16 protein-coding genes are annotated in these 22,402 nt (G+C 61.6%); 9 read left to right on the forward strand and 7 right to left on the reverse strand.

The window, feature by feature from the left end; genetic code table 11:
• Positions 1-73 precede the first annotated feature (73 nt).
• Positions 74-3,934 (forward strand): DUF748 domain-containing protein, encoded by a 3,861-nt coding sequence (locus RW095_RS15605; RefSeq protein WP_317019804.1) that lies wholly within the window; start codon positions 74-76, stop codon positions 3,932-3,934.
• Between the two features lie 129 nt (positions 3,935-4,063).
• Here RW095_RS15605 and pdxR read toward each other — a convergent pair whose 3' ends face one another.
• A complete protein-coding gene (gene pdxR, locus RW095_RS15610) occupies positions 4,064-5,611 on the reverse strand; it encodes a MocR-like pyridoxine biosynthesis transcription factor PdxR (protein WP_317019805.1) in 1,548 nt (515 codons plus the stop codon).
• 131 nt (positions 5,612-5,742) lie between these two features.
• Between pdxR and RW095_RS15615 the strand changes: the two genes are divergently transcribed.
• The 8 genes from RW095_RS15615 to RW095_RS15650 all read left to right on the forward strand — a co-directional run bounded on the left by RW095_RS15615 (position 5,743) and on the right by RW095_RS15650 (position 13,743).
• Positions 5,743-6,849: an ABC transporter ATP-binding protein gene (locus tag RW095_RS15615; protein ID WP_128598011.1), complete on the forward strand. Its 1,107-nt coding sequence runs from the start codon at positions 5,743-5,745 to the stop codon at positions 6,847-6,849.
• 104 nt (positions 6,850-6,953) lie between these two features.
• Positions 6,954-8,003, forward strand: a complete 1,050-nt coding sequence (locus tag RW095_RS15620; RefSeq protein WP_317016794.1) for an ABC transporter substrate-binding protein — start codon at positions 6,954-6,956, stop codon at positions 8,001-8,003.
• Positions 8,004-8,216: 213 nt separating this feature from the next.
• Positions 8,217-9,494 carry an ABC transporter permease gene (locus tag RW095_RS15625; protein ID WP_317016795.1) on the forward strand — a complete coding sequence of 426 codons (1,278 nt, stop codon included), beginning with the start codon at positions 8,217-8,219 and terminating at the stop codon, positions 9,492-9,494.
• 15 nt (positions 9,495-9,509) lie between these two features.
• The gene (locus RW095_RS15630; RefSeq protein WP_317016797.1) at positions 9,510-10,349 is read left to right on the forward strand and encodes an ABC transporter permease; all 840 of its coding nucleotides are present in this window, start codon (positions 9,510-9,512) and stop codon (positions 10,347-10,349) included.
• A 152-nt stretch (positions 10,350-10,501) separates the two neighbouring features.
• The gene (locus RW095_RS15635) at positions 10,502-11,563 is read left to right on the forward strand and encodes an OmpA family protein (protein WP_317016798.1); all 1,062 of its coding nucleotides are present in this window, start codon (positions 10,502-10,504) and stop codon (positions 11,561-11,563) included.
• Between the two features lie 119 nt (positions 11,564-11,682).
• Positions 11,683-12,318 (forward strand): response regulator transcription factor, encoded by a 636-nt coding sequence (locus RW095_RS15640; protein ID WP_317016800.1) that lies wholly within the window; start codon positions 11,683-11,685, stop codon positions 12,316-12,318.
• A gap of 10 nt (positions 12,319-12,328) precedes the next feature.
• Positions 12,329-12,733, forward strand: a complete 405-nt coding sequence (locus tag RW095_RS15645) for a hypothetical protein (protein ID WP_317016801.1) — start codon at positions 12,329-12,331, stop codon at positions 12,731-12,733.
• Between the two features lie 584 nt (positions 12,734-13,317).
• Positions 13,318-13,743, forward strand: coding sequence for a hypothetical protein (locus RW095_RS15650; protein WP_317016802.1), 426 nt, complete (start codon positions 13,318-13,320; stop codon positions 13,741-13,743).
• Between the two features lie 106 nt (positions 13,744-13,849).
• Here the strand turns inward: RW095_RS15650 and acnA are convergent, their stop codons facing one another.
• From acnA to RW095_RS15680, 6 genes are all read right to left on the reverse strand, one after another.
• Positions 13,850-16,567 carry an aconitate hydratase AcnA gene (gene acnA, locus RW095_RS15655; protein WP_317016803.1) on the reverse strand — a complete coding sequence of 906 codons (2,718 nt, stop codon included), beginning with the start codon at positions 16,565-16,567 and terminating at the stop codon, positions 13,850-13,852.
• A 41-nt stretch (positions 16,568-16,608) separates the two neighbouring features.
• Positions 16,609-18,060: a bifunctional 2-methylcitrate dehydratase/aconitate hydratase gene (locus tag RW095_RS15660; RefSeq protein ID WP_317016805.1), complete on the reverse strand. Its 1,452-nt coding sequence runs from the start codon at positions 18,058-18,060 to the stop codon at positions 16,609-16,611.
• A gap of 24 nt (positions 18,061-18,084) precedes the next feature.
• Positions 18,085-18,594 (reverse strand): hypothetical protein, encoded by a 510-nt coding sequence (locus RW095_RS15665; RefSeq protein WP_128585845.1) that lies wholly within the window; start codon positions 18,592-18,594, stop codon positions 18,085-18,087.
• A gap of 103 nt (positions 18,595-18,697) precedes the next feature.
• A complete protein-coding gene (gene prpC, locus RW095_RS15670; protein ID WP_317016807.1) occupies positions 18,698-19,867 on the reverse strand; it encodes a bifunctional 2-methylcitrate synthase/citrate synthase in 1,170 nt (389 codons plus the stop codon).
• A 25-nt stretch (positions 19,868-19,892) separates the two neighbouring features.
• Complete coding sequence (locus RW095_RS15675) at positions 19,893-20,891, reverse strand: HpcH/HpaI aldolase/citrate lyase family protein (protein WP_317016808.1); 999 nt, start codon at positions 20,889-20,891, stop codon at positions 19,893-19,895.
• Between the two features lie 207 nt (positions 20,892-21,098).
• Positions 21,099-22,082: a malate dehydrogenase gene (locus RW095_RS15680; protein ID WP_027780667.1), complete on the reverse strand. Its 984-nt coding sequence runs from the start codon at positions 22,080-22,082 to the stop codon at positions 21,099-21,101.
• Positions 22,083-22,402: the final 320 nt, after the last annotated feature.

The following is a 22,402-nucleotide window of genomic DNA, read 5'->3' on the forward strand; positions in this document are numbered from 1 at the left end:
TCACGACTTATACTGCCGCTTGCGGGATTTTCGTTTAGCGGCGGGCTTGCCGCCGCATTACCCAAAACCGAGCATGGCAAGCATCAATAAAGCATCATTCGCCTCTTCCATGCGGACCATGCGCGACGTCGCGCAGTCGCGGCGCACACGGCGCGTCATCACAGGTCTGCTGATCTTCATCGTATTGTTCGGTCTGCTGGGCTTTTTCGCGGCGCCGCCGCTGATTCGCCACATCGCCGAGCAGCAACTCAGCAAGCAGCTCGACCGGCCCGCAACTATCGGCCGCATTGCGCTGAATCCCTATACGCTCAAACTCGAAGCCGATCGCGTACATATCGGCGAACGCGGCGGTGCGGGCAATTTCGTGGATATCGAGCGGCTTATCGTGCAGCCGTCGTGGAGTTCGCTGTTTCGCGCAGCGCCGATTATCGACGAAGTTCAGCTCGACTCGCCGCGCTTCCATGTGGTTCGCTATGACGCGCAGCGCTTTAATTTCACCGATCTGATCGAGAAATTTTCGAAGCAGCCGAGCGCGCCCGATACCAAGCCGACGCTCTTTTCTGTGTCGAACATTCGTCTTGAGAACGGCCAGATCACATTCGACGACAAACTGCTCGGCGCGACTCATGTAATCGATCAATGGAAGCTTGGCATTCCGTTTATCGCCACGTTGCCGTCCAAAACCGATATCTTCGTCGAGCCGTTGCTGCGCGCGCGGATCGACGGCAGTCCGCTTGCCATCGACGGCAAGACGAAGCCGTTCGCTGCGTCGCGTGAGTCGGAAGTGTCGTTACGCTTCGACGGGCTAGACGTGCCGCGCCTCATCTCGTACGTGCCGACCAAGCTACCGGTGATCGTGCAGTCGGGCAAGCTGTCCACGGATCTGAAGCTGAACTTCGTCATGTCGAACGACGCGCCGACGCTGCGCGTTGCAGGCACCGTCGATCTGAACGACGTCAACGTGCAGGACCAGAGCAAGGCGCCGTTTTTCGCAGCGCGCGCCGTGCATGTCGCCGCGCGCACGCTGGAGCCGCTGAAGAGCCTCTATCATTTCGACGATATTCGTATCGACGCGCCGAGCGCGAATCTCGCGCGTGACAGAAGCGGCGTTCTGAGCGTGGAGCGGATGTTCGCGCCCGCGCCAGCTGCTGCGAAGGCGGCGGCCGAATCGGCGAGCGCATCGGCGGCTGCATCCGCAACTGCTGCGGCGAGATCCCAGGCGAGCGCGCCGGCGGCGGCATCGAGCGCAAGTGACGCGAAAAATGCCGCGAAACCCGATGCGACGAAAGACGCCGCGAAGCCCGCACCGCCGCTCGATCTATCGATCAAACGTTTCGTGCTCAATGACGGTACGGTGAACGTGCGAGATGAAGCCGCATCGCGTCCCGTCGACGTCGGTCTGGAAAAACTCGCTGTCACGCTGACCGATTTTTCCACGCTGGCCACCGCGCCCGCGCATTACACGCTGAATACCGACTTGAAGCGCAGCGGTGGTTCGCTCGGCTTGGCCGGTGCATTGAGCCTCGCCGCTAAAACCGCGAGCGCGAAGCTCGACCTCAAGTCATTGAATTTGCCGCTGCTGCAATCGTATCTCGACGCCGCGACCGCTGCCCAAGTGACGGACGGCGCGCTGTCCGCGACGGCAAATATCGGCGCGAACTGGGCAAAGTCGCCGGCTGCCGTGATGGTCGCGGATACGCAACTCGATATGCGTTCGTTGAAGGTGGCGGCGCGCGGCGGCAAGGAGCCTTTGATCGCGCTCGCGCAAGGCAGCGTGAAGGTCAAGCAGGTGGACCTGAATGCCCGCACGGCCGACGTCACGAGCGTCGACACCACGGGCCTTGCCGTGGACGTGCAGCGCCTGCAAGACGGCAGCATCAACCTTGCGGCGCTCGCGGGTTCTCATGAGGCCGAGCCGGCGCGCACGGCGATCCATGCGGCGAAGAAAGCACAAGCCGAAGGACCGGCGTGGCGCTACAAGATCGGCGAACTGAATGTCAAAGACGCCACAGCCAATTTCACCGACAACACCACGCCGCAGCCGGTGAAACTGGGCATCACGCCGCTGCAGCTGAAAGTGAAGCAGATCAGCGACGACCTCGGCCGCCCGCTGCCGGTCGAACTGCAAGCCACGCTAAACAGAAAAGGCACGCTCGACCTCAAGGGCGACGTTACCGCAACGCCGCTAAAGGTCGCTGTCAAGGTGAACGCGAACCGGCTCGACGCCGCGGCTTTCGAACCGTATTTCGGCAGCAAGTTGAATGCTGCGATCGCGAGCGCGCTGCTCAATGCCAGCGGCGATCTTGCGTTGAGCCAGGCAAAGTCGTTGAAGGCGAGCTATCGCGGCGACGTTGCGCTTGTCGATGTTCGGATGCTCGACAAGGCAACCTCGGACGCGTTCGCGGGATGGCGCTCGCTCGCACTGTCCAAGCTGAAGGCGGATTACGACGAGCACGGCACGTCGGTGGACGCGGAGCGCGTCACCTTCACGAGGTTCTATGGACGCGTGCTGCTCAACGCACAAGGCAAGCTGAATCTCACCGACGTGGTCGCGCATGAAACCGGCGCAGCGCAGTCGCTCACGCGCGACAAGAACAACAAGGGCGGTGCGGAGCCCGTGCCGTTGACGCCGCCGACGGCGTCGGCTGTCGTTGCCGCGTCGGCGCCCGTGGTGGCGTCCGCGTCCGCTCCTGCGTCGTCCGCTGCGCCCGCGACAGTGACGGCCGCAACGCCGCCGCAAAGCCCGGTCAAGCTGCATTTCGGCCAGCTCGTCTTGCAGCAAGGCCGCGTGACGTACACCGATAACTTCATCAAGCCGAACTACACGGCGAACCTGGTCGGCATTCAAGGCACGGTAGGCGCATTCGGCACACAGTCGACCACGTCTGCGCCTGTCGAAATCGCGGCGAAGCTGGCGGCCAACGGTCCGCTGTCCATTCGCGGCACCGTCAATCCGCTGATCGCGAAGCCGGCGCTCGATCTGACCGCGAGCGCGCACGACATCGAACTGACTAATCTCACGCCATATTCCGCGAAATATGCCGGGTATCCGATTACCAAGGGCAAGTTGAACGTCGATCTGCATTACAAGCTGGAGAACGATCAGCTGAATGCGGACAACCATCTGTTTATCGATCAACTGACGTTCGGCGATCATGTCGAAAACGACACGGCGACCAAATTGCCGGTGCGGCTCGCCATTTCGCTGCTCAAGAATTCGCGCGGTGAAATCGACGTGAATCTACCCGTGTCAGGCTCGTTATCGAATCCCGAGTTCAGCGTTGGCGGGCTGATCTGGCATGCGGTGCTCAATCTGCTGCAAAAGGCGGTAACTGCGCCGTTCTCGCTGATCGCCCATGCGTTCGGCGGGAGTGGCGAAGAGTTGGGCTATGTGGAATTCGAACCCGGCTCGGCGCAGCTCACGGAAGACGACAACAAGAAGCTCGACACGATTGTGAAGGCGCTCGGCTCCAAACCGTCGATCAAAATGGACCTGATCGGCCGCGTCGATCCGAAGCTCGACGAGCCCGCATTGCGCGCGCGCTATGTGGACCGCCTCGTCAAACAGCAGAAAATCAAGGACGTGGTGGGCAACGGCCAGAGCGTGGAGTTGTCGAGCGTCTCCGTGGATCCGAAGGAATACGACAAGTACCTGACGAAGGCGTATAAATCTGCGGACTTCAAGAAGCCGCGCAATATCGTCGGCCTCACGAAGAGCGTGCCCGACGACGACATGAAAAGCGCGCTCGCGGCCAACGCGCCCATCGACGAGGCCAGCTTGCGGCAGCTCGCGCAACAGCGGGCGCAGAGCGTGCAGCAGTATCTGGACGGCAAGATAGACAGCAGCCGCGTGTTTATCGTCGCACCGAAGCTGGACGCAGACGGCATCAATGATAAAGGTGCGACCACGCGAGTCGATTTCGGGCTGAAGTGAGCGACGTGCGGCGTGGTAGTTCGGGGCGGCTGTCGGCGTTGCCCTGAGCTTAGTACTCGGGGTTCGCCGCAAGCATTGCGCTCAAGCCGGCCGCGAGTATTGCACTCACGCCTTCCAGGCGCCTCGCCCTCACGCCGCGCGCGTCGGCTTCTTCAGCGCCGTTTGCTCTATCACGCGCGCGAGCGTATCGAACGCGGGTCCGATCTTTTCGTTCGGCACGCACGCGTAACCGAGCAGCAGTCCGCGCATGGCGGGCGGATCGCTGCTGTAGTAGCTCGCGAGCGGCCGCACGATCACGCCGGCGTCGAACGCTGCCGCCGTTACCGCGCGATCGTCGGCATGATCGGGCAGCCCGAGCACGAGATGCAAACCGGCCTCGTCGCCCATGACGGGCAGCTCGTTGCCGAAGCGCGCGGTAATCGCATCGATCAGAATCTGCCGGCGCTCGCCGTATAACGCTCGCATTCGCCGGACATGCGAGGTGAGATGCCCGTCCATGATGAAGTCTGTCATCACCGCCTGCTGCATCAGCTGACCTTCGCGATAAAGCTCGGCGATGCCCATACGGAATGTGTCGACGAGATGCTCCGGCGCGATCATGTAGCCCATGCGCAAGCCGGGAAATAGCATCTTGCCGAGACTGCCGACATAGATCACCTGACCCGCGTCGTCGAGACCTTGCAGCGATGCCAGCGGCCGGCTGCCGTAGCGAAACTCGCTGTCGTAGTCGTCTTCGATGATCCACACGTTGTGCTGGCGCGCGTATTCGAGCAGCGTGCGGCGGCGCGCGAGGCTCATCACCATGCCGAGCGGATATTGATGCGACGGCGTGACCAGCGCGAGACGCGGCGGCTGCTGCAAATCCTGCTCGCGCGGATTGAGGCCTTCTTCGTCAACCGGCACCGGGACGAGTGTGATCCCCGACGACTGCAATACGCTGCGTGCGCCCCAATAGCACGGCTCCTCGACCCATGCGCGGTCGCCCACGTCGGTCAGCAGTCGAACCGCGAGATCGATGGATTGGTGAATACCCGTAGTGATGATGATCTGATCCGGCGTGCAATTCACCGAACGCGCGACCCGCAAATAGTCGGACAACGCCCGGCGCAGCGGCCGGTAGCCGCCCCCCGGCGCATAGGTCAGCAAATCGGGATTCGCTTCTTTCCACAAGCGCGCTTGCAGGCGGCTCCAGGTTCGCGCTGGAAATTCGGCGACGTCGGGCACGCCCGGCATGAACGCGCCCCACTGTTTTGCAGACACGCCGGCTTGACCGATCAGGCGCCGGCCGCGGTTGGACAGATCGTTCAGATCGCGCTTTGCCGTCTTGCCCGGAACCGCGACCGGCTTGCCCTGCGAGTCCACCGCCGCGACCGCTGGCTTGCGCCGCGCGTTGACTGCGGCTGTGTCCGGCTGGGTGTCGGCGACATACGTCCCGCTGCCCGTGGTCGAGATCACATAGCCTTCGGCGGTCAACTGGTCGTATACATGCAGCACCGTATTGCGCGCGATGCCGAGGTCTTCGGCGAGCATGCGCGAGCTTGGCAGCTTGGTGCCCGGCGGCAACTGGCCGGCGAGGATCGCCTGCTGCATCAGCCGCAAAGTCTGCCGGTAGATCGGCTCGGCGGCCGCGCGATCGAGCCTGGCGGCGAGCCAATCCGACAAGATGATCGTATCCAAGTGGTTCTATCCGGAATAATGAAATGGTTCCATATTGTAGAACCGTAACGGTCTATAGTGGGCCACGCAGTTGATGCAAGCCCGCTGTTTATCAAAGGCAGCCGGCCGGACCGGCAGAGGAGACTACGGCGATGAAAACGGATGAAGTGATCGTCAGCTTTCGAGGCGTGCGCAAGACGTACGACGGCGAAACGCTGGTCGTCAAACAACTGGATCTGGACATCTATCAGGGCGAATTCCTGACGCTGCTCGGGCCGTCCGGTTCCGGCAAAACCACCTGCCTGATGATGCTCGCGGGTTTCGAATTTCCCACCGGCGGCGAGATCTGGCTCGACGGCACGTTGCTCAACACCGTGCCGCCGCACAAGCGCAACATCGGCATGGTGTTTCAGAACTACGCGCTGTTCCCGCATCTGACCGTCGAGCAGAACGTTGCGTATCCGCTGACGGTGCGCAAGCTCTCCGCAGAAGAGCGCGCTCATCGCACGAACAACGCGCTGAAGATGGTGCGCATGGAGAGCTTCGCGAAGCGGTATCCGGCGCAGCTTTCCGGTGGACAACAGCAGCGCATCGCGCTCGCGCGGGCGCTCGTGTTCGAGCCCAAGCTCGTGCTGATGGATGAACCGCTCGGCGCGCTCGACAAGCAGTTGCGCGAACACATGCAGTACGAACTGAAGTCGCTGCACGAGAAGCTCGGCGTGACGTTCGTGTATGTCACCCACGATCAGGGCGAGGCGCTGACCATGTCCGATCGCGTCGCCGTGTTCGACAAAGGCATCGTGCAGCAGCTCGACACCGTGGACCGTCTCTACGAATCGCCATGCAACGAGTTCGTCGCGAACTTCATCGGCGACAGCAACAAGCTGCGCGGCACGATCGCAAACGTGGATGGAGAGTATTGCGAGTTTCACCTCGTCGACGGTACGCGGCTCACTGGCCGCAACATCGGCGGCGCGCGGGCGGGCACGCCGGCAGTCGCATGCATCCGGCCTGAACGCATGAAGCTCGCGAATCGCGACAACGGCGCGGCGCGGGCGGGCGCCAATGCGCTCAGCGGCGAAGCGCGCGGACTCATCTATTTCGGCGATCACGTGCGCATGCGCTGCGGCTTGCCGCAACAGGACGAGTGCTTCGTCAAGGTGCCGCTCGGCACCGATGCGCTCAATACCTTTGCACCCGGCTCGCCCGTCGCGCTCGAGTTTGCGCCCGAGCATCTGCGGGTATTCGCGGGGGCGTGATTGCGCGAAACGCGCGCATGATTGCATGAGAAGAGCGGTCGGCAGCACATAAAAAAGTCGCATGAATGATGCTTGAAACCACCACCAAAGGAGAGCAACACACCATGAACAAGATCGGGAAATCGCGCTGCGCCGTCGCTGTCGGTGCTGTGGCGCTCGCGCTCGGCACGGCGCAGGTCAATGCGGCCGAACTGACGGTCGTGAATTTCGGCGGCGCGAACGGGGACGCGCAAAAGGCGGCCTTCAACCAGCCGTTCGAGTCGCAGAGCGGCAGCAAGGTGACCGCCGTCGAATACAACGGTGAGCAGGCCAAGGTCAAGGCGATGGTCGAGGCCAAGCACGTGAACTGGGACGTGGTGGAGGTCGAGTCAGGCGACATCGGCCGCGGTTGTGACGAAGGTCTGTACGAGAAACTCGACTGGTCGAAGATCGGCAAGAAGTCGGATCTGATTCCGGAATCGCCGCAAGCTTGTGGCGTCGGCTTTTTCGTGTGGTCTACGGCGCTCGCATACAACGCCGACAAACTGAAGACCGCGCCGTCGGGCTGGGCCGACTTCTGGGACGTGAAGAAGATCCCCGGCAAGCGTGCGATGCGCAAGGGCGCGCGCTACAACCTCGAATTTGCCTTGATGGCCGACGGTGTTGCACCGAAAGACGTCTACAAGGTACTGGCGACCAAGGAAGGACAGGACCGCGCATTCAAGAAGCTCGATGAGTTGAAGCCGAACATCCAGTGGTGGGAAGCGGGCGCGCAGCCGCCGCAATTCCTCGTGGCTGGGGACGTGGTGATGTCGACGGCGTACAACGGTCGGATCGACGCCGCGCAGAAAGAAGGCAAGAACCTGAAGGTCGTGTGGAACGGCAGCATTTATGACCTCGACTACTGGGCGATTCCGAAGGGCTCGCCGAATAAGGCGCTCGCCGAGAAGTACATCGCTTATACGCTTTCGTCGAAGCCGCAGCAGGACTACGCGCACCACATCGCCTATGGTCCGGTGAACGTGGCGGCGATCAAGGCGCTCGACGCCAAGACGCTTGCGAACCTGCCCAACTCGCCGGCCAACGGCAAGAACGCGGTCCTGCAGAATTTGTCGTTCTGGACCGATCATGGCGACGAACTGGAGCAGCGTTTTTCGTCGTGGGCTTCGAAGTAGGGAGCGGGTGATGTGAGGAAGCACGCGCAGGGCGTGAGGTCGGTGCGCGTGGGTTTGAATGCATGGGACGGGAGTAAGTGCTGAAGCACTAACTCCCGTCGGCAGCTTTGCATGGGACGGGAGTAAGTGCTAAAGCACTAACTCCCGTCGACAGCTTTGCATGGGACAGGAGTAAGTGCTAAAGCACTAACTCCCGTCGACAGGAGAACGGGTGTGACTACGATGACGATCGCCGCCGATTCGACGCCGGAATCGATCGGCCGGCTCAAGCGCGAACTGAAGGCCGCGGAAGCGAAAAAGCGCGCCACAGCGTTGCTGCTGATTGCGCCGCTTGCGATTTTCCTGCTGCTGATCTTCGTCGTGCCGATCGGCGCATTGCTGACGCGCGCCGCGCAGAATCCGGAAGTCGTCAACGCGCTGCCGCATACGCTCAGCGCATTGAGCACGTGGGATCGCAAGACGCCGCCGCCCGATGCCGCATACGCTGCATTGGCGACCGATCTGACCGCGATCGCCGACAGCGACGGAATGGGTGCGCTCGCGCGACGGCTCAATGTGGAGATTCCCGGTTATCGGTCACTAGTCGCCAAGTCGGCGCGCGCCATGCCGTTCGTCGACGACAACAACAAGCCGTTGCAACTGACGCCCGCCCAGTTCCACGCGAAGTTCGCCGAACTCGACGAACGCTGGAGCAATATCGCGTACTGGCAAGCCATCGCGAAGAACGGCAGCCCGTATTCGCCGTTTTATCTGCTCGCTTCACTCGACCACAAGCAGGACGCGTTCGGCCACATCATCCCGACCGATCCCGACCAGCAGATCTATCTCGCCGTTTTCAGCCGTACTTTCGTGATCGGCGCGGCCGTCACGTTTTTCGCGCTGCTGCTCGGTTATCCGCTCGCATACTGGATTTCTACGCTGCCCGAGCGTCGCGCGAACCTCGTGATGATTCTCGTGCTGATTCCGTTCTGGACGTCGATCCTCGTCCGCGTCGCCGCATGGATCGTGATATTGCAGAGCGAAGGGCTCGTGAACAAGGCGCTGATCGGCAGCGGCTTGCTGCACGATCCGCTCGCGCTGCTGTTCAACCGCACCGGTGTGTACATTTCGATGACGCACATCCTGTTGCCGTTCATGATCCTGCCGCTCTATAGCGTGATGAAGTCCATCCCGCCCACGTATCAACGCGCGGCCGTTTCGCTCGGCAGTCATCCGTTCGCCGCATTCTGGCGTGTGTATGTGCCGCAAACTTATCCGGGCATCGGCGCGGGCGCGTTGCTGGTTTTCATTCTGGCGATTGGCTACTACATCACACCGGCGCTGCTTGGCGGACCGAACGACCAGATGGTCAGCTACTACGTCGCGTACTTCACCAACGTGACGATCAACTGGGGCATGGCATGCGCGCTCGGCGCGCTGCTGCTTGCCGCCACGCTCGTGCTGTATGCGATCTACGGACGCTTCACGCGCTCATCGCTGAGCCTTGGCTGAACGGAGCCCACCGACATGAAACTTGCCAAGCCCCTGTTCGCGCCGCATACGTCGCTGGTTGAGCGCGTATGGTATTTCGCGTTGCGCGCTCTCGCCGTGCTCACGCTGCTGTATCTGATTCTGCCCGTGCTCGCGATCGTGCCGCTGTCGTTTTCATCGAGTACTTTTCTGGTGTATCCGATTCCGGGCTGGTCTCTGCGCTGGTATCAGAATCTGATTGCGTCTGATGAGTGGCGCATGGCGGCTAAGAATAGTTTCATCGTCGCGCCGTCCGCGACGGTGGTTGCGACCGTGCTGGGGACACTAGCGGCAATTGGACTCACCAAAGCGAATTTCCGCGGCAAGGGCTTGCTGATGGCAATCCTCATTTCGCCGATGATCGTGCCGGTGGTCGTAGTTGGCGTGGGCATGTATCTGTTCTTTGCGCCGCTCGGTCTCGCCAATACCTATATCGGGCTGATTCTCGCGCACGCGTCGCTCGGTGTGCCGTTCGTCGTGACGACGGTGGCCGCGACGTTGCAGGGCTTCAACTACAACCTCGTGCGCGCAAGCCTGTCGCTCGGCGCCAATCCGGTGAAGACGTTCTTCCGCATCACGCTGCCTGTGATTGCGCCGGGTGTGATTTCCGGCGCGCTGTTCGCGTTCGCGACATCGTTCGATGAAGTCGTCGTCACGTTATTCCTCGCCGGCGCCGATCAGACGACGCTGCCGCGACAGATGTTCACCGGCATCCGCGAAAATATCAGCCCGACTATTGCGGCGCTCGCTACCATCCTGATCGTTTTCTCGACCTGCCTGTTGCTGGCGCTGGAGTGGCTTCGTGGCCGCAACGCGGCGCGGGCGGTCAGGACATGAGCGTGGGTCGACATATATCGCCAGCTTCATTGACGCAGCGCGCCATTCGACAACTTATGACATCGTTCTAAGATTCATCCCATTCCGCGGGCTTGTCCGTCTCGTCATACTTTTATCCCTCGATAAGAAGATGCGCAAGACGCAGACATTTAATGAAAACCCCGCTAACCGTGCTTGTGTGCGCGCTGACACTAACAGCTTGCGCGGACCACGCCGCGCGCGCACGGCTCGGCATCCAGGATTCCACTCTGCTCACATCCGGCGTTGGCGCCTCGCAAGACGAGGCGGCAGGCGCTGTCAACCCGCAATGGGTCCAAACGTACGCACTCGTCCCAAACAGCGCTTCGGCGCTAGCCTCGTTGCAAGCGCGGCTCGACCGCCTGCCGCCGGAAAAGAACGGCTACTTTCGCGCAAAGGCGCAATGCTGGATCAACGCCGCTCAACAAACGCGGCAGTCTGGCGACCATTGGGGTTTCGTCGAAGAGGCCATCGGCCAGGCGGCGACCATTACCATGGGTCTGGAAAGCGGCACACCGGTATCTGCTGCTAATCCTGCGCTGCGCACCGTGTCCACCGTGCGGCCCGATTTTTGGCAGATCGTCAATACCATCAAGTCGGACCCAGCCGTCGCCTCATGTCACGAGGCGCAACCGCCGCTCGCATGCGCCGAAGTGGAACTGATGCAAGCCGGACACGACGCATGGATGCGAAGCTTCTCCAGTGCCGAAAATCGGCTACCAGACGTTCAGGACAGCTTGCGTAAGTCGGCTGAAAGGGCATTGCAATGCAAGCAGGACGTAGTCGCGGGCGCAGCGGCGCCGAGCGGGAAGTCGCCCAGCACAGTCACGTTGCGCGCCGACGCTTTGTTCCGTTTCAACGGCGGCAACGATGTCGCGATGCTGCCCGCCGGCCGACGCGAGCTGGACGCAGTGGCGCGCGGTCTAAAAGCGGATGCGGCGCTTCGCGAACTGAAAATCACCGGCTACACCGACCGTCTCGGCGACCACGCACATAACCAGAGCTTGTCGCTGCAACGTGCACAAACGGTAGCGCGGTACTTGCGCGCTCGCGGCGTTACCTCGCCGATTGCGATTCGTGGCCTGGCCAGCGCAAATCAACTGGTCGAGTGCCGACAAACCGGGCGTGATGATCTGGTGCGATGTCTCGCGCCGAATCGCCGTGTGGAGATCGAACTCGTCGTTGCTGCTTCCTAATGAGCCTTTTGTATCGCCGCCGGACGTCGTAGCCGCAACACGCAAGCGGGCGCATGGCCAGCAGACGGTCGCAGTGGACCGCAACCGGCAATGGATGTTTTTCAGGAGATACGCGATACATGTCAACTATTCTGATTATCGACGACCACCCAGCGTTCCGGATGATCGTCAGGTTGCAACTGATGCAATTGCTGAGCGTCGAAGAAGTGATCGAGGCGGACAACGGTCAGACAGCCGTCGAAATGGCTCGCCAGTACAAGCCCGACCTCGTCATACTCGACCTCGACATTCCGCGCATCAGCGGGCTTGACGTAATTCCGCGTCTCAAGCTCGTGCATCCCTCTATCCGTGTGATGGTGCTGTCCGGGCACGACCCGGCCACTTTTGCGCCGCGCGCAATGCGCTCAGGCGTTCACGGTTTTGTCGGCAAGTCGCAGGAGATGAAGGAGATCATGCGCGGCGTGGAAGCGGTGCTGGCCGGCTACACCGTATTTCCGGTCGCGCCCAACGGCGCGAGCATTACGCCGGGAGTGTCGCCGAGCGGTGACGAGGGCAGAATCATGTTGCTCTCCGACAAGGAACTCGTCATTTTGCAGATGCTCTCGAAAGGCATGTCGAACAAGGTGATCGGCGACGCGCTGTTCATGAGCGACAAAACGGTGAGTACCTACAAGGGCCGTATACAGGAAAAACTCGGGCTGTCGTCGCTGGCTGCACTAATCGAGTTTGCTTCGTTGCACAAGTTGGTCGATTAGATTTTGCGGTATGGATAAGACGAATTTCCGCCGTGCTTTTGAGCCTGTCCAGCCCTCCGAGCCCTCCGAGTCCTTTGAACCCTTTGAACTCCGCTATCTCGACGCGCTCGCCCAAGAAGGCATCGACCTCGATGCGTTTCTGAACGGCTGGTGCCGAGCGATGCGCGACGACCTGGACCGCCTCCACGACCTGCGTTGCGAACTCGAATCGGCCCAATTGCCGGCCTTGTTGCACAGAGTGAGCGGCGCCGTGGGTCTCGTGGGCGCACAGCATTTGATGCACGCACTGCGGCACGCGAGTACCTCGCCGTCTGAGCGCAATGCCGGCGCTATTGACGCGCTCATAGCACGGTCAAGAACTTTGATCGCGCAACTGGAAGCAGCGCTTTATCCATACCGGAGCACACGACCATGAATAGGCCGCTGGCCTTGATACAGGGCGCTCTGGCGCTTCCCAGTTCGCGTCCGCTGTCGGGGTTGCCGCCGCCTTTCGGCTCCTGGCGACGGTCGGCGTCGCACACACAGCAACGCGCCCCTCAACCGGCAATTCCCGGCGTACCGCGATATGCAGCGTCCGCGAACCGTCGCGGTCGAATTCCGCAGAACGCAAAATTTCTGTTTCTCTACAAGCTGCCGCAGCGGCGAGACGATCCGAACCCGTTCGATGAGCAATTGGCTGAAGCGAGGCGCTATCTCCACGCCGATAACACACGTCCGAGTTCGTCACGGTCAGACCATATTCTGGGCGCGGCCATCTTCGTGAGTTGCAGCATAGCGCTCGCATGGCTGCTGGCGACCTGTTCCACGCACGAGGTCGCCAGCAGCTTCACAACAGCGGCGAGACCGTCTACGGCGGCGATACAAGCCGGCCCCGTCATAGTGCATCCGTTAGCGGATGTTCGGCCTGAGCTGGCCAAAACTGCGTCAATAGCACTAGACACGCATTCACCGCTTACGCAAGCGGCGGCGTCGTCGATAAAGGCTCCGGTGCCGGACCACATGCATCGCGCCGAAACGGTGAGCTTGTCGCAGCGCGAGGGGCTGCAAGGTTCCGCGAGCACGTCCCGCCATACCGCCGCTGCTGACCGCCTCGCAAGAATCCATCGCTCGGCCGCAGTGGCTCCTGCAGTGGCTGCCGCGATCGGCGCAGAAATCGAACAGCGTGCAGCATCGAGTCGTTCCATCGGGTCGCCGGTGCGTCTCTCGCTGTCGAAGCAGCCGGAATCGACTGCAGCGCAATCGTCTGCGAATGATTCCGCGGAACGTGCCGCACTGCTCGATTGGGCCGCGCAGCAGCGGCGCGCGAATGTCAGTACGCGTGCAAGCATGCCGGTGCCCGGTGACATCGACTGGAATGCGCGCATGACGCAGCGCCGGATCACCGACAACCCCGCCGCCTTCCAGCCCGGTCGCGCACAGCAATAATCGACGAAAAAAAAGCCCGACCAAGGTCGGGCTTTGAAAGTCGGCTGCGCCCTCCACAGGACGCAGCCCCTGCAAAACAGCCAAGCTGTTTGCGTTGCCGCTATGTTTAAGCAGCCAGCAGCGAACGCAGCACGAACGGCAGAATACCGCCGTGCTTGTAGTAGTCCACTTCGATCGGCGTGTCGATACGCAGCAGCACCGGAACGCGCTTCTCGCTGCCGTCCTTGCCGCGAACCACGAGCGTCACTTCCTGCTGCGGCTTGAAGTCCGCGCCCAGGCCTTCGATGTCGTACGTTTCTTCGCCGGTGATGCCGAGCGATTGCACGCTATCCGAGCCCTTGAACTGCAGCGGCAGAACGCCCATGCCGACCAGGTTCGAACGGTGAATCCGCTCGAAGCTGCGTGCGACCACAGCCTTCACGCCCAGCAATTGCGTACCCTTTGCAGCCCAGTCACGCGACGAGCCCGTGCCGTACTCTTCGCCCGCGAACACAATGGTCGGCGTGCCGGCGTCGATGTACTTCATCGCCGCGTCGTAGATCGACAGTTGTTCGCCGCTCGGCTGATGAATCGTCAGGCCGCCTTCCACGCGCGAGCCGTCTGCCTTCGCCGGGATCATCAGGTTCTTGATCCGGACGTTCGCGAACGTGCCGCGCATCATCACGTCGTGGTTGCCGCGGCGCGAGCCGTAGCTGTTGAAGTCGGCCTTCTGCACGCCGTTTTCCTTCAGCCACTTGCCTGCCGGCGAGTCTTCCTTGATCGAGCCGGCCGGGCTGATGTGGTCGGTCGTGACCGAGTCACCGAAAATGCCCAGTGCGCGCGCGTTCTTGACTGCCGCGATGCTGTCGGCCGGCGTCATCGAGAAATCGTTGCCGAAGAACGGCGGCTCGGCGATGTACGTCGACTTCGGCCAGTCGTAGACCTGACCTTCTTCGCCTTCGATCTTGCTCCACAGGTCGCCCTTCTTGGTCAGCGACGCGTAGTTCTTGCGGAACGCGTCCGCGTCCAGCGCGAACTTGAGGAGTTCGTTGACTTCGTCGCTGGTCGGCCAGATGTCGCCGAGGTAGACGTCCTTGCCGCCCTTGCCCTTGCCGACCGGTTCGGTCATCAGGTCGCGCGTGATGTTGCCGGCGATAGCGTAGGCCACGACCAGCGGCGGCGAGGCCAAAAAGTTCGCGCGGATGTTCGGGTGAATACGCGCTTCGAAGTTACGGTTGCCCGACAGAACCGCTGCCGCGACGATGTCGTTCTTCGTGATCGCTTCGTTCAGTTCCGGCGTCAGGTCGCCCGCGTTGCCGATACAGGTCGTGCAACCGTAAGCGGCCAGCGTGAAGCCCAGTTTGTCGAGATACGGCAGCAGGCCGGTTTTCGTCAGGTACTCGGTGACGATACGCGATCCCGGAGCCAGCGACGTCTTGATATGCGGAGCGACCGTGAGGCCGGCTTCGACAGCCTTCTTCGCGAGCAGGCCGGCGGCCAGCAGCACGCTCGGGTTCGACGTGTTCGTGCACGACGTGATTGCGGCGATCAGCACGTCGCCGTTCTTCACGTTCACGCCGTTGCTCGTGGTGTATTGCGCGTCCAGATCGGCTTCCTTCTTCGCAAAGCCGTTTTCCGCCACCGGCTTCGAGAACAGGTCGCTGAAGGTCGACTTCACATTGCCGATTTCGATGCGGTCTTGCGGACGCTTCGGGCCAGCCAGCGACGGCGCGACGGTGCCGAGATCCAGCGTCACGACCTTCGTGAAGTCGATGTCGCCTTCCTTCGGAATACCGAACAGGTTCTGAGCCTTGAAGTAGTTCTGGAACGCCGAGATTTCAGCGTCGGTCCGGCCCGTGCCCTTGAAGTAGTCGATGGTTTTTTCGTCGACCGGGAAGAAGCCCATCGTTGCGCCGTATTCCGGCGCCATGTTGCCGATCGTCGCGCGGTCCGGCAGCGACAGCGAACGCGTGCCTTCGCCGAAGAACTCGACGAACTTGCCGACGACCTTTTCCTTGCGCAGCAGTTCGGTGATGGTCAGCACCAGGTCGGTGGCCGTCACGCCTTCGCGCAGCTTGCCCTTCAGGTTCACGCCGACCACGTCCGGCGTCAGGAAGTACACCGGCTGGCCGAGCATACCGGCTTCAGCTTCGATGCCGCCCACGCCCCAGCCCACCACGCCGATACCGTTGATCATGGTGGTGTGGCTGTCGGTGCCGACCAGCGAATCCGGGTAGTACACGGTGTCCGCGCCTTCGGCCTTCTTGTGCACGCCGCGTGCGAGGTACTCCAGGTTCACCTGGTGAACGATACCGACGCCCGGCGGCACGACCTTGAACGTGTCGAATGCCTGCATGCCCCACTTCATGAACTGGTAGCGCTCGTTGTTGCGCTGGAATTCCAGTTTCATGTTCAGATCGAGCGCATTCTTTTCGCGGAAGTGATCGATCTGCACCGAGTGGTCAACCACCAGATCGACCGGGACCAGCGGCTCGATCGACTTCGGATTCTTGCCCACGCGTTGGGCCACGCCGCGCATTGCCGCGATGTCGGCGAGCAGCGGCACGCCGGTGAAGTCCTGCAGCACGACGCGCGACACGACGAACGGGATTTCGTCGACGCGAGCAGCGGTCGGCTTCCAGTTCGCCAGTTGCGTGATGTGTTCTTCGGCGATTTTCTTGCCGTCGTAGTTACGCAGCACCGATTCCAGCACGATTCGGATCGAAACCGGCAGGCGGTCGATCTTGATGTTCAGTGCCTTGCCGAGTTGCGGCAGGGAGTAGAACTTGCCTTTGCCGGAACCGCTGTCGAATTCCTTGAGCGTTTTGTGGAGGTTGTGGGCCATGGTGTTTTCCTTGGTTTGATCGCGGAACTACAGTACTTAACCTAGATGACGTACAAATCGACGTACTCATTGACCGGCATGGCTTCGAGCCGTGCCTGATCCAGCGACACGTCGAGAATCGCCAGTTGTTGCTTGACCGGGAAGCGGCGCGCGAGGTTGGTCTTGAACTTCTCGACCAGCAACGGAATTCCGTCTTCGCGACGACGCTTGTGACCGATCGGGTATTCGACTACGACTTCGTCGAACTGCGATCCGTCGTTGAATTCGATCGTCAGTGCATTGGCGATCGAACGCTTCTCGGGATCGTGGTAATCCTTCGTGAACTGCGCGTCTTCCACGCAGGCCATTTTTGCGCGCAGCACATCGATACGCGCGTCTTGCGCGACCGAATCCTCGTAATCGGCAGCCGTCAGGCGGCCAAAGATTAGCGGCACCGCGATCATGTACTGAATGCAATGATCGCGGTCGGCCGGATTGTTGAGCGGACCTTTTTTATCGATGATGCGAAGCGCGGCTTCGTGCGTGCGGATCGTGACCTTGCGGATGTCTTCCACACGTTTGCCCTGGAGTTCAAGCTGCGCATGCAACGACATCGCCGCTTCCACGGCGGTTTGCGCGTGGAACTCGGCGGGGAACGATATTTTGAACAGCACGTTTTCCATCACATAGGAACCGTACTGGCGCTGGAACTTGAACTCGTTGCCCTTGAAGAGCACGTCGTAAAAGCCCCACGTTTTCGCAGTCAACACCGACGGATAGCCCATCTCGCCCGTCTTCGAAATGAGCGCGAGACGGACTGCGCGCGAGGTCGCGTCGCCCGCGGCCCACGATTTGCGCGAGCCAGTGTTCGGCGCATGGCGGTACGTGCGCAGCGCTTGCCCGTCGACGAGCGCCTGCGAGACCGCATTGATCAGTTCGTCGCGCGTGAGTCCGATCAATTGACCCACCACCGCCGTGGACGCGAGCTTTACCAGCAATACATGATCGAGCCCGACCTTGTTGAAGGAGTTTTCGAGCGCGATACAGCCTTGAATTTCGTGCGCCTTGATCATTGCGATCAACACGTCTTTCATCGTGAGCGGCGCTTTGCCGGCTGCGATGGCAGTGCGCGAGAGCCAGTCGGCTGTCGCGAGGATTCCGCCCAGGTTATCCGACGGATGACCCCATTCGGCGGCGAGCCAGGTGTCGTTGAAGTCGAGCCAGCGGATCATGGCCCCGATGTTGAAGGCGGCCTGAACGGGGTCGAGCTGAAACGACGTGCCCGGCACCTTTGCGCCGTTGGGGACGATCGTGCCCGGCACGATGGGTCCCAACAGCTTGGTGCAGGCCGGGTAGGTCAGCGCCTCGAGTCCGCAGCCGAGCGTATCGATCAGACAATGACGCGCGGTTTCCAGCGCGAGCGCGCCGTCGATCTGATAATCCAGAACGTAGTCGACGATATCGACCAGGACTTTGTCCGGATCGGGTCGCACGTTGGAAATCGGAGCGGACATCGGGGAGCTTTCCTGACGACGTAATTAGTTGCCGATCTTGTTGATTGCGTTCGACTGCGTCGGGGCGGGTGCGCCCTGCGCCATCGCCGCCGTTTGGCACTCGTCGGCCAGACGCGAGCTGTCCTTGTCCTGGAACAGCATGGCCTTGGTCGGAATCACGACCAGATCCATGCCCGTCGCGGCGTCGTGGAAACGGTCTGCGCCCGTGGTGGTCGCTTCGCGCGGCAGGTTGTAGTTTTTGTTCGCCCAGTGAACCGTGACGATCTGGTCACGCTTCATGTCGCCCTTCAGTTCGAAAGCCAGACCTTCCTTGCACGACCACTTTTCCGCGCCTTCCGGTACCGGATCGACCTTGGCTTCCTTGGAAGGATTTTCCTTGCGCTTGATGAGGCGGCGCGGTTGCGGGCGCTTTGCAACGGCCGTCTTGGCAGCCGGCTTTGCGCCAGTCGCCGTTTCTGCGGCGGCGTCGGTCGCGACGGTCAACATTGTGGTGGACAGGGCGCCGACGACGGCGGCGATCAACAGCTTGTTCATGGAGAAAACCTTTCTATCTAATTTCAGTTAAACATTGCGCGGGCTACCGGTCCTGGCGGCCGCGGGGTTGAACTGCACGCGCCTTGACAGCGCACAGCGACCGCTATTTTCTCCTATTTAGCGGCACGTACTTCAAATTCTCAGGTCCGGTGTAATTCGCGCTCGGGCGGATGATCTTGTTGTCGATCCGCTGCTCGACGATGTGCGCACTCCAGCCAGCCGTGCGTGCAATGACGAAAAGCGGTGTGAACATCGCCGTCGGCACGCCCATCGTGTGGTACGAAACGGCGCTGAACCAGTCGAGATTTGGAAACATCTTTTTCACTTCGGCCATGACTGTTTCAAGGCGCTCGGCTATATCGAATAGCTTCATGCTGCCCGCTTCCTTCGAAAGCTTCTTCGCCACTTCCTTGATGACCTTGTTGCGCGGGTCCGAGATCGTGTAGACCGGGTGACCGAAACCGATCACCACTTCCTTGTTCTCGACGCGCCGGCGGATATCGCTTTCCGCTTCGTCCGGCGTCTGGTAGCGCGACTGGATTTCGAACGCGACTTCATTCGCGCCGCCGTGCTTGGGTCCGCGCAATGCGCCGATTGCGCCGGTGATCGCCGAATAGATGTCAGAACCGGTGCCCGCGATCACGCGTCCCGTGAACGTCGACGCGTTGAACTCATGCTCGGCATACAGGTTCAGCGACACATGCATTGCATCGACCCACGACTTCGGCGGCTCGACACCATGCAGCAGATGCAGGAAGTGGCCGCCGATCGAATCGTCGTCGGTTTCCACCTCAATGCGTTTGCCGTTGTGCGAATAGTGGTACCAGTACAGCAGCATCGAGCCGAGCGACGCCATCAGCTTGTCGGCGATATCGCGCGCGCCGGGCAGGTTGTGATCGTCCTTCTCCGGCAGCACGGTGCCGAGCACCGAGACGCCGGTGCGCATCACGTCCATTGGATGTGCGGCCGCGGGAATCCATTCGAGCGCGGCCTTCACGTTTGCGGGCAGGCCGCGCAGCGCCTTGAGCTTTGTCTTGTAGGCGGTGAGTTCGGCCTGGGTCGGCAGTTTTTCGTGCACGAGCAGATACGCGATCTCCTCGAACTCGCAATTGCCCGCGATGTCGAGAATGTCGTAGCCGCGATAGTGCAGGTCGTTGCCGGTCTTGCCGACCGTGCAAAGCGCCGTGTTGCCCGCGGTCACGCCGGACAGCGCGACGGATTTCTTTGGTTTGAAGCCGCCTTGTGCGCCAGCGGTTTGCGTTGTCTCGCTCATCTCCCGCGCTCTCCTGTTTGTTTGCTCATTGCGCTGCTTCCCCGAAAAGCGGCGCTGCATCTTGCGGAACGGCCCGACCGGTGGATTGCGCCCGACGCAGCACCGACCAGTAATAACGGTAGCTCGCGCGGTCATGCAACGTGTCGTGATGGCGCGTGGGACCCCATTGGGCGGACTGCGCGGCAAGCAGAATTTCGGTGGCGGTGGCGATCTCTTCGTCGCGCGGCGCGAACGCGGCCACAATCGCCTCGACCTGCGCGGGGTGAATGCTCCACATGCGCGTGTAGCCGAACTCGTTGCGTGCGCGTGCCGCGTCGTTTGCAACCACGCTCATATCGCGCACTTCGGTGCTGACGTTGTGCGACGGCACCTTGCCGTACGCATGGCAGGCAGCCGAGATTTCAAGCTTCGCACGGCGCACCAGCGGATGATCGAACTGACCGGGCGAGCGCATTGCGGTGTCGGGGATCGCGCCGTCGTGCGCGGAAACGAAGTCCATCAGGCCGAAGCTCAAGGCTTCGACGCCGGGCAACGCGGCAAGATCGAACACACGCGTCAGCGCGCCGTGAGTTTCAACCAGCAACTGCACTGGCACTGGCATGGCGACGCCAAGCTCGCGCCGCGTGGCCTCGATAAACGCGACCATTTCGGCGGCGTCCGGTACGTTGCGGATCTTGGGCAGTGTGATGTAGGCAGGCGCACGCTTTGCCGCGCGCAGAATCAGGCGGACGTCGTCGCGCCAGTGCGGGTGGTCGAAGTCGTGAATCCGTACGCCGACGCGGCCGAAGCGGTCATGCTCGCTGCCAAGCAGCGACGCGACCAGTTCCGCGTGCTCCGCTTCGCGGCCGACCTGCGCGCCGTCTTCGCAGTCGAGCGTGATGTCGAACACCGGGCCAAGTTGCTGCTGTAACGCGAGTGATTTCAGCATCAGCTTTTCGCTGCCGGCGTAGTGGTCGCAGGCAGGCAGCACAGCGGGCGGCACTTCGCCGTCAAACAGCACTTCGGCGGGTGTGAGGGCGCGCATCTTCGGCGTCAGGGGCGTGGGTTTTGTTGAGGGAAAACCGATTCGGGCGCGTTCTGTCCGGTCGTGCAGGCAGACAGGCAAAACGCGTTCGAATCAGGTGCGAAACGCTCGAAGCGCCTGATTGGCTCGCTTCGCCCGATTTGCACGAAAAAAACCGGAACCCGCTGCGATGAAGCTACGGAGTTCCGGTTGTTCTGCATCAGGTGCTTAGCCGAGCAGATGCTGAACGCCTTCGCGCTCTTCCAGCAGTTCTTGCAGCGTGCCGTCCATCTTCTCGCGCGAGAACGCATCAATTTCCAGGCCTTCCACGCGTTTGTATTCGCCGTTTTCGCAGATCACCGGCACACCGTAGATGATGTCTTCAGGAATGCCGTACGAACCGTCCGACGGGATACCCATGGTGACCCACTTGCCGTTCGTGCCGAGCACCCAGTCGCGCACGTGGTCGATTGCAGCGTTAGCCGCCGACGCTGCCGACGACAAACCGCGCGCCTCGATAATCGCCGCGCCGCGCTTGCCGACGGTCGGGATGAACGTGTTGCGGTTCCATTCGTCGTCGTTGATCAGCTTGGTCAGGCTCTGGCCTTCTGCGGTTGCGAAGCGGAAGTCCGGGTACATGGTCGGCGAGTGATTGCCCCACACGGCCAGCTTTTCGATCGAAGCGACCGGCTTGCCCGACTTCGCAGCAAGTTGCGACAGCGCGCGGTTGTGGTCCAGACGCAGCATGGCGGTGAAGTTCTTCTTCGGCAGATCGGGCGCCGATTTCATCGCGATGTAGGCGTTCGTGTTGGCCGGGTTGCCGACCACCAGCACCTTCACGTCGCGGCTTGCGACTTCGTTCAGTGCCTTACCCTGAACCGTGAAGATTTCAGCGTTGGCCGACAGCAGGTCCTTACGCTCCATGCCCTTCGAACGCGGACGCGCGCCGACCAGCAGGGCGACGTCGGCGTCCTTGAATGCGACCTTCGGGTCGTCAGTGATCACGACGCCCGACAGCAGCGGGAATGCGCAATCATCCAGTTCCATCACGACGCCTTTGACGGCGCCTTGCGCTTGCGGCAGGTCGAGCAGTTGCAGCACAACCGGCTGGTCCTTGCCGAGCAGATCACCATTGGCGATGCGGAACAGCAGGGAGTAAGCAATTTGACCTGCGGCGCCGGTGACGGCAACGCGCTTTGCGGGCTTAGCCATTGAGAAATCTCCAGGACGATGCGTTAGACGCTAGGGAAAACGCCATTCTATATGCGCGTTCCTCGAAGCGTTGTGAAACACGGCGGAATTCACTGTTTACGGACGCCCACTGTCAGCCCATAAATTGCGGGCCGACAGCGGCGTTGCGCCAGGACCGCCATGCCGGAAACCTGTACTGCTGAGCCCTCTCGAGCCGCCGTTTCGCGGCCGGTCCGGCCCGCACGCGAAAACCTGGGGCGGCCCGGTATTTCCCTAAGAGAGCGGGAGCGGACAATCGAGGCGCCTGGTAGCCGCTGCACGGTGCGGGCTCCTGCAAACAG

Source organism: Paraburkholderia kirstenboschensis, assembly GCF_032806925.1.
Classification (GTDB): domain Bacteria; phylum Pseudomonadota; class Gammaproteobacteria; order Burkholderiales; family Burkholderiaceae; genus Paraburkholderia; species Paraburkholderia kirstenboschensis.

Excerpts from the sequence above, each read along its gene's own strand:
- RW095_RS15605 (WP_317019804.1), top strand. The coding sequence starts at position 74 with ATGGCAAGCATCAATAAAGCATCATTCGCCTCTTCCATGCGGACCATG.
- RW095_RS15615 (WP_128598011.1), top strand. The coding sequence starts at position 5,743 with ATGAAAACGGATGAAGTGATCGTCAGCTTTCGAGGCGTGCGCAAGACG.
- RW095_RS15620 (WP_317016794.1), top strand. The coding sequence starts at position 6,954 with ATGAACAAGATCGGGAAATCGCGCTGCGCCGTCGCTGTCGGTGCTGTG.
- RW095_RS15630 (WP_317016797.1), top strand. The coding sequence starts at position 9,510 with ATGAAACTTGCCAAGCCCCTGTTCGCGCCGCATACGTCGCTGGTTGAG.
- RW095_RS15635 (WP_317016798.1), top strand. The coding sequence starts at position 10,502 with ATGAAAACCCCGCTAACCGTGCTTGTGTGCGCGCTGACACTAACAGCT.
- RW095_RS15640 (WP_317016800.1), top strand. The coding sequence starts at position 11,683 with ATGTCAACTATTCTGATTATCGACGACCACCCAGCGTTCCGGATGATC.
- RW095_RS15645 (WP_317016801.1), top strand. The coding sequence starts at position 12,329 with ATGGATAAGACGAATTTCCGCCGTGCTTTTGAGCCTGTCCAGCCCTCC.
- RW095_RS15650 (WP_317016802.1), top strand. The coding sequence starts at position 13,318 with ATGCATCGCGCCGAAACGGTGAGCTTGTCGCAGCGCGAGGGGCTGCAA.
- acnA (WP_317016803.1), bottom strand. The coding sequence starts at position 16,567 with ATGGCCCACAACCTCCACAAAACGCTCAAGGAATTCGACAGCGGTTCC.
- RW095_RS15660 (WP_317016805.1), bottom strand. The coding sequence starts at position 18,060 with ATGTCCGCTCCGATTTCCAACGTGCGACCCGATCCGGACAAAGTCCTG.
- RW095_RS15665 (WP_128585845.1), bottom strand. The coding sequence starts at position 18,594 with ATGAACAAGCTGTTGATCGCCGCCGTCGTCGGCGCCCTGTCCACCACA.
- prpC (WP_317016807.1), bottom strand. The coding sequence starts at position 19,867 with ATGAGCGAGACAACGCAAACCGCTGGCGCACAAGGCGGCTTCAAACCA.
- RW095_RS15675 (WP_317016808.1), bottom strand. The coding sequence starts at position 20,891 with ATGCGCGCCCTCACACCCGCCGAAGTGCTGTTTGACGGCGAAGTGCCG.
- RW095_RS15680 (WP_027780667.1), bottom strand. The coding sequence starts at position 22,082 with ATGGCTAAGCCCGCAAAGCGCGTTGCCGTCACCGGCGCCGCAGGTCAA.